General features: G+C 65.9%; 10 protein-coding genes. 9 read left to right on the top strand and 1 reads right to left on the bottom strand.

Annotation, left to right across the window (positions count from 1 at the left end):
* Positions 1–3: 3 nt before the first annotated feature.
* Positions 4–2,526 carry a TonB-dependent receptor gene (locus LLW23_RS07945; protein WP_228948241.1) on the bottom strand — a complete coding sequence of 841 codons (2,523 nt, stop codon included), beginning with the start codon at positions 2,524–2,526 and terminating at the stop codon, positions 4–6.
* A 355-nt stretch (positions 2,527–2,881) separates the two neighbouring features.
* Here LLW23_RS07945 and LLW23_RS07940 point away from each other — a divergent pair, with 355 nt between their 5' ends.
* Genes LLW23_RS07940 through LLW23_RS07900 form a run of 9 tightly spaced genes read left to right on the top strand, consistent with a single transcriptional unit; the run spans position 2,882 to position 12,895 of the window.
* Positions 2,882–3,712: an HpcH/HpaI aldolase/citrate lyase family protein gene (locus LLW23_RS07940; RefSeq protein ID WP_228948240.1), complete on the top strand. Its 831-nt coding sequence runs from the start codon at positions 2,882–2,884 to the stop codon at positions 3,710–3,712.
* A complete protein-coding gene (locus LLW23_RS07935; protein WP_228948239.1) occupies positions 3,705–4,214 on the top strand; it encodes a MaoC family dehydratase in 510 nt (169 codons plus the stop codon). The genes LLW23_RS07940 and LLW23_RS07935 overlap by 8 nt, the downstream gene beginning before the upstream one ends.
* Before the next feature lie 29 nt (positions 4,215–4,243).
* On the top strand, positions 4,244–5,404 hold the full coding sequence (locus LLW23_RS07930; RefSeq protein ID WP_228948238.1) for an acyl-CoA dehydrogenase family protein: 1,161 nt from the start codon (positions 4,244–4,246) through the stop codon (positions 5,402–5,404).
* Complete coding sequence (locus tag LLW23_RS07925) at positions 5,401–6,606, top strand: CaiB/BaiF CoA transferase family protein (RefSeq protein ID WP_228948237.1); 1,206 nt, start codon at positions 5,401–5,403, stop codon at positions 6,604–6,606. The genes LLW23_RS07930 and LLW23_RS07925 overlap by 4 nt, the downstream gene beginning before the upstream one ends.
* Complete coding sequence (locus LLW23_RS07920) at positions 6,606–7,685, top strand: CaiB/BaiF CoA transferase family protein (protein WP_228948236.1); 1,080 nt, start codon at positions 6,606–6,608, stop codon at positions 7,683–7,685. Before LLW23_RS07925 ends, LLW23_RS07920 begins: the two co-directional genes overlap by 1 nt.
* The gene (locus LLW23_RS07915; protein WP_228948235.1) at positions 7,682–8,917 is read left to right on the top strand and encodes an MmgE/PrpD family protein; all 1,236 of its coding nucleotides are present in this window, start codon (positions 7,682–7,684) and stop codon (positions 8,915–8,917) included. Before LLW23_RS07920 ends, LLW23_RS07915 begins: the two co-directional genes overlap by 4 nt.
* On the top strand, positions 8,914–10,227 hold the full coding sequence (locus LLW23_RS07910; RefSeq protein ID WP_228948234.1) for an MmgE/PrpD family protein: 1,314 nt from the start codon (positions 8,914–8,916) through the stop codon (positions 10,225–10,227). The genes LLW23_RS07915 and LLW23_RS07910 overlap by 4 nt, the downstream gene beginning before the upstream one ends.
* A complete protein-coding gene (locus LLW23_RS07905; protein WP_228948233.1) occupies positions 10,224–11,594 on the top strand; it encodes a phenylacetate--CoA ligase family protein in 1,371 nt (456 codons plus the stop codon). The genes LLW23_RS07910 and LLW23_RS07905 overlap by 4 nt, the downstream gene beginning before the upstream one ends.
* On the top strand, positions 11,594–12,895 hold the full coding sequence (locus LLW23_RS07900; protein WP_228948232.1) for an amidase: 1,302 nt from the start codon (positions 11,594–11,596) through the stop codon (positions 12,893–12,895). Before LLW23_RS07905 ends, LLW23_RS07900 begins: the two co-directional genes overlap by 1 nt.
* The last annotated feature ends 6 nt before the right edge of the window (positions 12,896–12,901 follow it).

Raw genomic sequence — 12,901 nt, 5'->3', positions numbered from 1 at the left:
CGATCACCGACCGAAGTTGTAGCGCAGACGTGCCAGCCAGGCGCGCGGCGGATTGATGTAGTTATATCCCAGATACGTATTGGCGGCGTAATCGTCGAGGCAGTTGGTGCAGGTCACCGACAGCTGCCAGGCGCGATCCGGGCCGTTCAGTGTCAATCCGGCGTTCACCTGCCAGAAGCCCGGCGAGCGCGAGCCGACAAGGATATCGCCTCCATTGGGGTTGATGGTGAAGCTGCCGTTGGTGCCCGATACCGCGCCCTGATAGTAGGTCACGTTGGCGGACTGGACTTCCTGTTCCGAGCGATAATTGGCGCTTACCGTCGGCACGAGTGCGAGCGAACCGAATGGTATTTCGTAGCTGGCGCCGAGCGACAAGGTGAAATCGGGGGTCCGGACGGGCTTGGCGATGCCGCCCTGCGTCGTCACGATGCCTGCACCGCACACACCCGTCGTGCCCGGACCGCCGCCAACGGCGCCGGCCGCGATCGTCGCGAGGCATAACGCCTGTTGCGACGCCACCGATCGCGTGCCGAACTCATCGAGCGCCGGTGCATTGGCGTCGATGATGTACTCGTCGTCCTGAAACCCGCCGTTGACGAACAGGTTCATGCCGTCGATCGGCGCGAAGGTCAGCTCCGCCTCGATCCCGCGGTTGCGATAATCCGCGAAGTTGCGCGTGATGAACGTCACCGCACCGGTCGGCGACACCAGGCCCGCTGGCGTCTGGAGATCGCTGACATCCATCCAATAGGCGGTCACGTTGGCGCGAACGCGGTTGTTGAAGAATTGCGACTTCACCCCTGCTTCGTAACTCCACACCTTTTCCGGCGCGAAGGGCAGTGCGTTCGCAGGTGAACTGACGCGTGCCGCCCAGCCGCCCGACTTGAACCCGCGCGTGGCACTGGCGAAGATCAGCAGATCCTCGGACGGCGTGACGTTGATCGCGAACCGCGGGGTCCAGAGCTTGGCGTTCAGGCTGGTCGGGATTCGCACGCCATTCGCCGCGATCAGGTTCGGCGTCGACAGGCAGGTCGCGGGCAGCGGATTGACGATGCCGCACTGCGGGCGATTGTCGCGGAAATCGAGTGTCTTCGTTTCGTCGGTATAGCGGATGCCCGCGGTCAGCTTGATCACGTCGTTTAGATTGAAGTCTGCCTGCGCATAGCCGGCATAGGCTTCGGTCGTGTTGGTCATCGTCCGATCGGCGAGCAGCAACGCCGTGGTCGGCGAGGTACTGAAGACGTCCGCGAAGTCGGAACGGTTGGTTTCGGTGATGTAGTAGAAGCCGGTGACGTAATCGATCCGGCCATCGAACAACTGGCCGTCCAGCTTCACTTCCTGGCTGAATTGATCGGCATAGCTGTCGTTGAGGATCACGAAGCCGCCTTGCGGGTCGCCCCAGATCGCCGGATTGGGGTTGGCGAGCGTCGGTGCCGAGCGACCGTCGTAGAAGTCGAGGCCGTACTGCTGCGCCTGGCGCACGTAACCCGTGATGAAGGTGAGCGTTGTCTTGTCCGCCAGATCGATCGCGAAGTTCGACGTGACGAGATTGCTCTGCGTGTGATTGCCGTTGAGGTAGTTCGCCTTGCGGCCCGAGATGACGAGCGGTGCGAACGGCGACGTGTCAGCCGATCCACCCGCCCGATAGCCGGTCGAGGAATAGCGCCCGTTGCACTCGGTGGGTGCGAGCGGATTGCACGGGAAGTTCAGGATATTCTCGCCATCCGCGACGATGTGCGCATACGATCCCTGCCAGCGCACGCTGCTGCTAAGCTCGCCGCGCAGGCCGAGGCGCACGCCCCAGCCGTCATCGTCGTTCAGGCGCTGACCGGTGGTGACGTTGCGCACATAGCCATCGTCATCCTGCCAATAGCCGCTGACCTTGGCCGAGAAGGTCGGCGCGAGGGGGATATCGACCGAACCACGCGCGAGCTTCTTGTCGTACGCGCCATAGCCGACCTCGGCGAAGCCGCCGAACTCGCCGAACTTGGGCTGCGCCATGATGACGCTGACCGCGCCGCCCGTGGTATTGCGGCCGAACAACGTGCCCTGCGGGCCGCGCAGCACTTCGACGCGCTCGACATCGAACAGGCTCAAATTGTTGGCGCTTTGGCGGCTGATGTAGATATCGTCGATATAGGTGCCGACGGGGGCATCGAACGTGGGGACGGTTTCCGTCGATCCCAGGCCGCGAATGTAGAAGCTGTTGGCGGACCCGAGCCCGGTATTCGCCTGCGCCACCATGTTGGGCACATATTGCGCGATCTCGAGCGTGTTCGTGATGCCGCGTTCCTGAAGCGCCTCGGCCGAGAAGGCAGAGATGGCGATCGGCACCGTCTGTACGCTTTCAACACGCCGCTGCGCGGTAACGACGATATCCGAGAGACCGCCTTCCGATCCGTCTGACGCCTGAGCGGGAGCTTCCGCGGCTGTGGTGGCCGTCGCCGACGCGGCGGTTTGCGACCAGGCTGGAGTCGCGCAGACGGCGCACAATACGCTGGCAGACGCGAGAAGCTTCAATCTCATGACCTATTCCCCCTAAGGTTCTGAACAAGATCCCCTGCGGCAGTTTGTTCTATTTGTCCGGACAAGTTCTCGTTTATGCCTTGGCTTGTCAAGCGCCAAAATTGACACTTCGAAGACACTCGAAAATCAGCTCTTTGCGGTACGGATCGCCGTTTGATAATCCACGATCCTTATCGACTCCGCTTCGATCAAGCGGCACTATACCATTCATATCAAACGGCTTTTGTCCGTTTCGGTGGCACCTGCAGCGCCAATCACCTGCCTTGAGGCGACAAGTTCGCGTGTGCCGTAGAAATATCTTGACCAAACCATATTGTCCGGACAACTCTATGGTCTAGCCAATCGGGGTGGAACCTTGTCCGCAGCCTTTCTCTCGTCGCTTCTGTTCGTATCGGCCGCGACGCCGACGCGAATCGTGCGGGCGCTGGACAGCGATGCCGACGTGGTGTGCATCGATCTCGAGGATTCGGTGCCCGCGGCGGCGAAGGCGGCGGCTCGTGTGAATGCAATTGCGGCACTCGATGCCTCGCCGCGCCTGTGTCTGCGGATCAACTCGATCGGTACGGTCGAGGGCCTGCGCGACTTGCTTGCGCTGGTCGATCATCCTCATCGACCAGCGTTGTTGTTGCTGCCGATGATCGCATCCGCCGCCGACGTGCGAATCGTGGCGAGCATACTGCCGGGCGTCGCGCTCGTCCCACTGATCGAAACGCCCGCCGGACTGCGCCAAACCGCACGCATCGCGAGCGAGCCTTCGGTGGCTGCCGTGATGTTCGGTGGGGGCGACATGTCTGCCGAGCTTGGCGTCGAGCTTGCCTGGGAGCCGCTGCTGGCGGCCCGTGGCGCTTTCCTGCTCGGCTGTGCGGAGGCGGGCAAGCCCGCGATCGACGTGCCGTTCATCGACCTTGCGAACGCCGAGGGCCTCGCCGAGGAAACGCGCCGCGCCAAGGCGATGGGGTTTCAAGCGAAGGCTGCGATCCATCCGACGCAGATCGACACCATCAACGGCATATTGCGCCCGACCGCCGCGGAAGTGGCCGACGCACGCGCGGCGGTCGCCGCGTTCGCAGCCGCAGGCGGGGGTGCCATTCGCTTCAACGGCCGGATGCTGGAGGCGCCAGTGATGCGCCGGCTGAACCGCATCCTCGCCCAGTCAGACCATCAGGGGAGCAGAAAGAATGCGTGAGGGGACAAGGGAAGTCTCACCCGGCCGGTTCCGCGAGGTGTTCGGCCGCGCCTACGAGGATTTCGTCGTCGGCCACATCTACGAACACCGGCCAGGCCGGACGATCACCGATGCCGACAACGTCTGGTTCACGCTGCTGACGATGAACACGCACCCGGCGCACTTCGATTACGAGTTCGCCCGCAAGACGGAGTTCGGCAAGCCGCTGGTCTGCTCGCCGCTGACGGTCGCGCTCATGGTCGGCATGAGCGTGTCGGATCTCAGCCAGAAGGCGGTCGCGAACCTGGGCTGGGACGAGATCCGGCTGACTGCCCCGCTGTTCCCCGGCGATACGCTGTACGCCGAAAGCGAAGTGCTGGAGAAACGCGAGTCGAGCTCGCGGCCCGAGCAGGGCATCGTCACCGTGCATACCAAAGGCGTCAATCAGCACGGTGATGTCGTGTGCACGTTCAAGCGGACGATGCTGATCTGGAAGCGTGGCTTCGGCCCGGTGGACGATTGATTGATCAGATGAGCAACCAGGAAACCCGCATGCCCGTCGCCGCTTTGCCGCCCGAAGAGGAAGCCGCGCTGCTCGACATGATCGCGCGCTGGATCGAGCGCGATGTCCGCCCGGTCGTCGTCGCGCACGATCACGGCGACATCTGGCCGGCGGCGATCGTCAAACAGATGGCCGAATTCGGCCTGTTCGGCGCAGTGATCGACCCGGAATATGGCGGGCTCGGGCTGCCGGCCGTCACGTACGTGAAGATCGTCTCGCTGATCTCTTCCTATTGGATGGCGGTTACGGGCATCTTCAACTCGCATCTGATGCTCGCGGTCGCGATCGAGCGGTTCGGCACCGAGGAACAGAAGCGCGAATGGCTGCCGCGGCTGGCGAGCGGCGAAATCCGCGGCGGGCTTGCGCTGACCGAGCCCAATGCCGGAACCGACCTGCAAGCGATCCGCACGACCGCTATCCGCGATGGTGACGATTACGTCATCAACGGCACGAAGACGTGGATTTCCAACGGCATCAACGGCAGCTGCTTTGCGCTGCTGGTGAAGACCGATCCCACCGCCGATCCGCGCTACAAGGGAATGAGCCTCTTCATCGCGCCGAAGGGCGAGGGGTTCAGCGTCGGCAAGAAGTTCGACAAGCTTGGTTACAAGTCGATCGATTCCGCCGAACTGGTGTTCGAGGATTATCGTATCCCCGCCGCCAATCTGATCGGTGGCGTCGAGGGACAGGGCTTTTACCAGGCGACCGGCGGGCTCGAGCTGGGCCGGATCAATGTCGCGGCGCGCGGCGTGGGGCTGGCAGAAGGCGCGCTGCGGCTGGCGACCGAATATGCGCAGGTGCGCGAGACGATGGGCAAGCCGATCGCCGAGCATCAGGCGATCCAGCTGAAGCTTGGCGAGATGGTGACGCGCGCCCGCGCCGCACGGCTGCTGACGTTCGATGCCGCCGAGGCCTATGATCGCGGCGACCGGTGCGACATGGAGGCGGGCATGGCGAAGTATTTCGCGTCGGAAGCGGCGGTCCGGAACGCGGAAGAGGCGATGCGCATCTACGGCGGATATGCCTATTCCAAGGAATATGAGATCGAGCGTTATTATCGCGACGCGCTGCTGATGTGCATCGGCGAGGGCACCAACGAGATGCAGCGCATCATCATCTCCAAACAGTGGGTGAAGCGGAACCCGGCATGAACGATGCGCCTGCCCGCCCATTGCCGCTTGCCGGCTATCGTATCCTCTCCGCCGAACAATATGGCGCCGCGCCATACGGCACGATGTTCCTCGCGCAGCTTGGCGCCGATGTTGTCAAGATCGAGTCGCCGGCGTTCGGCGATACGGCGCGCGCCGTCGGGCCGCATTTCCTGCGCCCGAACGAGAGCCTGTTCTTCCAGACCTTCAATCTCAACAAGCGCTCGATCACGCTCGATCTGAAGAGCGCGGCCGGACAGGAGGTATTCCGCCGCCTTGCCGCGCGCAGCCATGCCGTGGCGAACAACCAGCGCGGCGATCTGCCCGCAAAGCTTGGGCTCACTTACGACGCGCTGAAGGACGTCAATCCCGCGATCGTCTGTGCGCATCTGTCCGCTTATGGGCGCGGCAACAGTCGCGAGAAGTGGCCCGGCTATGATTATCTGATGCAGGCGGAGGCGGGCTTCCTGTCGCTGACCGGCGAGCCTGACGGACCGCCCACGCGCTTTGGCCTGTCGATGGTCGACTTCATGACGGGCACGATGATGTCGGTCGGGCTCCTCGCTGCGCTGCTGTCGGCCAAGGACACCGGCCTCGGGCGCGACGTGGATGTCGACCTGCTGTCCGCCGCGCTTCACCAGACCACCTATCCCGCGATGTGGTACATGAACGAGGGTGATGTGGTGACGCGCACGCCGCGGTCGAGCCACCCTTCGGTCACGCCCAGCCAGTTGTTTCGCACCGCCGACGGCTGGATCTTCGTGATGGCGCAACTGCCGAAATTCTGGACGGTGCTGCTCGATCGCATCGGGCAGTCCGATCTCGCCACCGATCCGCGCTTTGCCGCACCCGCCGATCGCACGGCCAACCGCGATGCGCTGACCAACGAACTCGACGCAGTCTTCTCCAAACAGCCGACGGCATTCTGGCTGGATGCCCTGCAGGGCCAGATGCCGGTCGCGCCGGTGCATGGCCTAGATGGCGCGTTGGACAGCCCGTTCCTCGCGGAAACCGGCATGGTTGACGAGGTCTCGCACAACGATCGCGCCGCCATGAAGGTGCTCGCCAACCCGATCAGCCTCGACGGCGCGCGGTTGCCAAACCGTGCCGCACCTTTGCTTGGCGCGGATACCGATGCGGTGCTGGCCGAAGCCGGCTTTGATACCGACGAGATCGCGACGCTGCGCCGCGACGGCATCGTCTGATGGGCAAATTGTCGGGTATCCGCGTGGTCGACTGTTCGCAGTTCCTGCCGGGCCCGATGATGACGGTGATGATGGCCGACCAGGGCGCCGAGGTCATCAAGGTCGAGCCGCCCGCGGGTGATCCGGTACGCGGCATGGCGCCGTTCGAGAACGGCCAGTCGGTGTGGTTCCGCAATCTCAACCGCGGCAAGCAGAGCCGCGTCATCGATCTCAAGACCGATGCGGGCAAGGCCGAATTGTGGGCGCTGGTCGAAAGCGCCGACGTGTTCGTGGAAGGCTTTCGCCCCGGCGTCATGGCGCGGCTCGGCTTCGCGCCGGATTTGGTGGCGCAGCGCGCGCCGCGGGTCGTCTATTGTTCGGTCAGTGCCTTCGGCCAGTCAGGGCCGCTGGCGGACCATCCCGCGCACGATATGGTGGTGCAGGCGCTCGCGGGCTTCCTGTCGGTCAATGACGGCGCCGACGGCGCGCCCGTCGTCCCCGGCGTCCCGGCGGCGGACATGGCCGCTGGGCTGACGGCCTTGTCCGCGGTGTTGATGGCGCTGCTGGGCCGCGCGCAGACCGGGCGCGGCGATTACCTCGACATCGCGATGTTCGATTCGCTGTTGCCGTGGTGCGTCCACATCGCGGGCGGCGCGCTGGCGGGCGGCGAGCCGCCGCGCTCCGCGACGCAACGCTCGCTCGGCGGCGCGGCTTTCTATCAGGTCTATGCCACCGCCGACGGTCGTCATGTCGCCCTTGGCGGGCGCGAGGCGAAATTCGTCCGCACGCTGCTGACCGCGCTCGGCCGACCCGACCTGATCGCGTCGGCCGAAGGCGAGGCGGGGGCTGGGCAAGCTCCCGTCATGGCGTTCCTGCGCGCGACGTTCGCGACGCGCACACGCGACGAATGGACCGCTTGGTTCACTCACCGTGACGTCGCGTTCGCGCCGGTCCTCGATTTCGCCGAGGCATTGCGCGCACCGCACATCGGCGAGCGCGGCTTGCTGGTCGAAGCCAATGGCGCGCACCATCTGGCACCCCCGATCCGCTTTGCCGGCGAGCATTGGTCTCCCGCACGCGCACCGGAACTGGGCGCGTGAGCAGCGATAGCCTCACGCTGACCGAACGGCTTACGGTGCATCTCATGCGCCCGGTCGATGCGGCATCGCGGGATCTTGCGCGAATGCACCTGCTCGATTGGCTCGGCTGCGTCGGGGCTGCGCGCCGATCCCCACTCGCAAGCAAGTTGCGCGGCGAGCCGGCGCTCGAACGCGCGGCGTGGTTGGGCAATCTGATGGAAATGGACGACGTCCATCGCGGAGCCATCCTCCATCCCGGCCCCGTCGTCTGGCCCACCGCGCTACTAAGCGGGGTACGCGACATGGGCGTGCTGCTGGATGCTGCCGTCCGCGGATACGAGGCGATGATCGCGATCGGCGCGACGTTCGACGCGCGCCACTACGCCTTCTTCCATATTAGTGCGACCGCGGGTGGGTTCGGCGCGGCAGCAACCGCCGCAAGCCTGAATGATGCTACGCCCGACGATTATGTCGCCGCGTTCGGCCTCGCTGGATCGGTGGCGGGTGGGCTGTGGCAGATGCGCCGCGAGCCCAACGATGCCAAGCAATGGCATATCGTCCAGGCAGTCGAAACTGGCCTGCGCGCTGCCCGGCTTGCGGCGCAGGGTGTCACCGGCCCGCGCGCTATCCTCGACGGCCCGCTCGGCCTGCACGCCGCGACGTGCGATGCGCCGCGCCCGTTGATGCTGGGAGACAGATGGCGGATCGAGGAAGTCAGCTTCAAGCCATGGGGTGCGTGCCGGCATGCGCATCCGGCGATTGAAGCCGCGCTGGAGCTGAAGCGTCGGGGGCAGTTGCTCGGCGCGATCGAGGTTGCGACCTACGCCGACGCGATCACCTTCTGCGACCGCCAAACGCCGAGCAGCGTGATCGAAGCGAAGTTCTCGCTGCAGCACGCGGTTGCGATCGTCACCGAACGCGGCGAGCCCACCTTAACCGATTTCGAGCCCGACAGCTTCGACGCCTTGGCGGACGCACGAGCGCACGTGACGGTGCGCGAGGACGCTGGCTTTACCGCGCGTTACCCGGCGCATTTCGGTGCGTCGGTCCGCAGCGAGCGCGGCGAGGTCGTCCTGATCGACACCTTGGGCGATCCCGAACGACCGATGAATCGCGACGCCATCGTCGCCAAGGCGCGTGCATTGCTTGCCTGGGGCGGCGTGGACGGGGCGGGGATCGACGCCGCGCTCGCAGCCGCGCTCGACAGTAACGACCCGGATGAAGCGCGCGCGTGGATCGCGGCATGGGCGTGAGCGCGACAACCGCCTTGCTCGATTTCGCGCACGCCGATCATCGGCTGTCCGCCGACGTACGCGATCACACACGCCGTCTGCTCGCCGACACGCTAGCCGTGGGAGCGGCCGGTGCCGCGTCGCCCGCCGCGCAGGCCGTTCGTGCCGCCGTCGCGAGCTGGGGCGTTGGCGATGCGGCGCGGCTGCTCGACCGCGCCGAACGTCTTCCCGCGCCATCCGCCGCCTTCTTCAACGGCTTTGCGATCCACTGCCTCGAATGGGATTCGGTTCACGAAGCGGCCGTGGTCCATGCCTTGTCGGTCGTTACTGCCGCGGTCGGCGCGGCGATCGATCGCCGCCGCGGGTGCAGTGCGGATGAGGCGCTCGGCGCGATTGCGGTCGGTGTCGATATCGCCAGCGGGCTCGGCATCGCCGCGACCAGCGCGCTGCGCTTCTTCCGCCCGGCCACCGCCGGCTGCATCGGCGGCGCCCTCGCGGTTGCCCGGATCGAGCGCCTCTCGCGCGCGCAATTCGACGACGTTCTCGGCCTCGCGTATTCCGCCTGCGCAGGGACGATGCAGGCGCATGTCGAGGGCTCGGTCGCGCTCCCCCTCCAGGTCGCGACTGCCGCGCGCGCCGCGATCAGCGCGGTCGATCTGGTCCGTGCCGGGCTGACCGGGCCGCACGACGCGCTCGAAGGGCCGTTCGGCTATTTCAAGCTGATCGATGATGGCGATCTGGCGAGCTATAGGCGCGATCTCGGCAACGTCTGGCGCATCGCGGAAGTCAGCACCAAGCCCTATCCCTCGGGCCGCGCCAGTCACGCGACGCTTGCCACGCTGGCAGACCTGATGCGCGAAACAGCGGTGGCGCCGGACACGGTCGCCGCGATCCACGCGCATGTCCCGCCGCTGATCGCGCGCCTCGTCGGCCGCGCTCCGACCCCGGACATGACGCCGGCTTATGCGCGGCTCTGCCTGCCCTTCCTCGCGGCGCTGATGTTGTGCGACGGACGCATCGACCCGCGCCGCGTCACGGCCGAGAGCTTCGCCGACCCCAAGCTGCTGTCATTGGCTGGCCGCATGACCGTCACGGTCGACGACAATCCCGATCCGAACGCGCTGTCACCGCAGAAATTGACCGTTGTCCGCACCGACGGCGCCCGCATCGAACGCACGATCGCGGACACGTACGGCAGCCCCGCCGCACCGCTCGACGCCAGTGCAGCCACCGCCAAACGCGATCTCGCACGCGAACTGGCAAACCCCGCCGTCGATCCGCGCCTGTTCGACGATCCCCTGGCCTATTTCACGCAACCGGAGGCGGCATGACCTTCCCGACCTATTTCGAGGCGATCGACGCCAAGGCATTGCTCCGGGCCTATCCGATCGGCGACGCGTTCGAAGCACGCTATAAGGGGATGAGCCGCGACGAATTGTTCGCGATCCAGGATGCACAGTTCCGCCGCTTGATGCAGCGCGGATGGCAGATTCCGTTCTACCGGCGCCTGTGGGGCGCGAAAGGGATCGAAGCGGGCGATATCAATGGCCTGGCGGACATCACGAAGCTGCCGACGTACGACAAGTCGGACGTAATGGCCTCGGTCGCCGCTTATCCGCCGCTGGGCGATTTCGCCGGGATCGAGGGTGACGATCATCCGCCGGTGATCTTTCACACCACGTCGGGCACCACCGGTCGCCCGCAACCCTTGCTGTTCGGTCCGAAGGGACGCGAGGTTCCCAATCTGCTCGTCGGACGCATGTACCGCTGGCAGGGGCTGAAGCCGTCTGATGTCGTCCAGTCGGTCTACGGCCACGGCATGATCAACGGCGGGCATTACATCCGCGAGGCGGTGACGCGCTACACCAACTCGATCTTCCTGTCGGCCGGAACGGGGATCGAGACGCGGTCGATCAATCAGGTACGGCTGATGGCCGACTTCGGCGTCACCGTGCTCGTCGGGTTCATCGATTATCTGCGCAAGCTGGCCGATGTTGCGCGCGACGAGGGTATTCTCGAGCAACTCGGCGTGCGGATGATCTTCGCCCATCTCGGGACAGAGGATCGCGCCGCGGTGGAGGCCGCTTGGGGCGGCGCGAAGGCGTTCGATTGGTATGGCGTCGGAGACACCGGCGCGATTGCCGGGGAAGGGCCGGACCGCAACGGCCTCTACGTCTGGGAAGACGCCCAATATCTCGAACTGCTCGACGTCGATACCGGCGCGGCGGTCGAGGCGGGCGGCACCGGGGATATGGTCGTCACGTGCCTCTACAAGGACGATATCGCCCCGTGCATCCGCTTCAATACGCACGACATCACGCACGAACTGTCGGGCGAAAGCGACACCGGTATCGTCTTCAAGCGGATCGCCGGCTTCAAGGGCCGCAGCGACAATATGGTCAAGCTGCGCGGTATCAACGTGTTCCCGCACGCGATCGGCGCGATCATCGAGAACCGCCCCGATCTGACGGGAGAGTTCGTCTGCCGCATGGTGCGCGATCCCGCGACCCAGCGCGAAGACATGGTCGTGCTGCTCGAAAGCCGCGGCGACAGTGACCGTGGCGAGATCGCGGCGATATTGCGCCGGGGGCTCGGTGTCGAAGTGCGGGTCGAGTTCACGACGCCTGGCGGCACCGCGTCGTTGACGCAGATCGACGTGCGGCAGAAGCCGATCCGCTTGATCGACGAGCGCGGCTGATGCCGACCGCCGCTTTGCCCGCGCTCGATCGGCTCGACATCGCCGAACTGCATGCCGTCGTCCGCGCCGGCGAGACCAGCGTCGGCGCGGTGGTCGACGCGGCGCTCGCGGAGATCGATCGTCGTGATCCCGTGCTGCGCGCGTTCATCGACGTGGATCGCGAGGGCGCGCGCCGCTCCGCGGTGGAAAGCGACGCACGGATCGCAGACGGCACAGCACGCCCGCTCGAAGGCGTTACCGTCGCGGTGAAGGCGAACATCGCGGTTGCGGGGCTGCATTGGAATGCGGGCATGAGCCTGCGCCGAACCATCGTTGCCGATCGCGACGCAGCTGTGGTCGAGACGCTGCGCGCGGCCGGTGCGATCATCCTCGGCACGCTGAACATGCACGAAGCGGCGCTTGGCGCCACCACCGATAACGAGTGGTTCGGAAGCGCGCGCAACCCGCTCGATCCCGCGCGGACGCCCGGTGGCTCGTCGGGGGGCAGCGGGGCGGCGGTCGCGGCCGGGTTCTGCATCCTCGCCCTTGGCACCGATACGCTCGGCTCGGTCCGCATCCCGGCCGCGTATTGCGGTGTCTACGGGCTGAAGCCGACCAACGGTGCGCTCAGCGACGACGGGCTGGTTCCACTGTCGCGCTCACTTGATTGCATCGGTCCGCTCACCCGGTCGCTCGCTGACCTGGAGGCGGTGTGGCTCGCGTTGGGCGGCGGCGCAGATTCACCCGTGCTCAAGCGGCTGATCCTGCTGGACGACCTTGCCGGCGTCGATTGCCAGCCGGCCGTTCTGGCCGGGTACGAAGCAGCGCTGCATACGCTCGACCAGCTCGAGCGAGTGCCCCTTCGGCTTGATGAACTCTCCGCGATTCGGACGGCGGGCTTCGTCAAAAGTGCGCGCGAAATGTCGCGATGGCTGGGGGACGAGCGCGCCACTGGCGCCGAGCTGCTCTCGAAGGATCTGCGCTGGCTGCTCGACTATGCCGACCGTGCCACCGCGGATCCGGCGCTGCTCGCCGCCACCCGCGCGACGATCCGCGAGGCGATCGGCGCCGACGGCGTGTTGCTGCTGCCCACCGCGCCGCAGGTCGCCTTCGCGCAAGGCAGCCGAGCCCCAGCCAATCAGGCGGACTTCACCGCGCTAGCCAACATCGCTGGCCTCCCCGCGCTTTCGCTCCCTGCCGGATTCGATGCCGACGGGATGCCCGTCGCCGTCCAGCTGATCGGCCCGCCGAACAGCGAGGCTGCGTTGATCGCGCTCGCGCGTCACATCGTCGCCGCGATGCCTGCCCCCCTGCTCATTTGATGGAGA

This window comes from Sphingomonas radiodurans, from assembly GCF_020866845.1.
In the GTDB taxonomy this organism is placed as follows: domain Bacteria; phylum Pseudomonadota; class Alphaproteobacteria; order Sphingomonadales; family Sphingomonadaceae; genus Sphingomonas; species Sphingomonas radiodurans.
The sequence above is the reverse complement of the archived record's forward strand: the minus strand, read 5'-3'. Positions and strand labels throughout refer to the sequence as shown.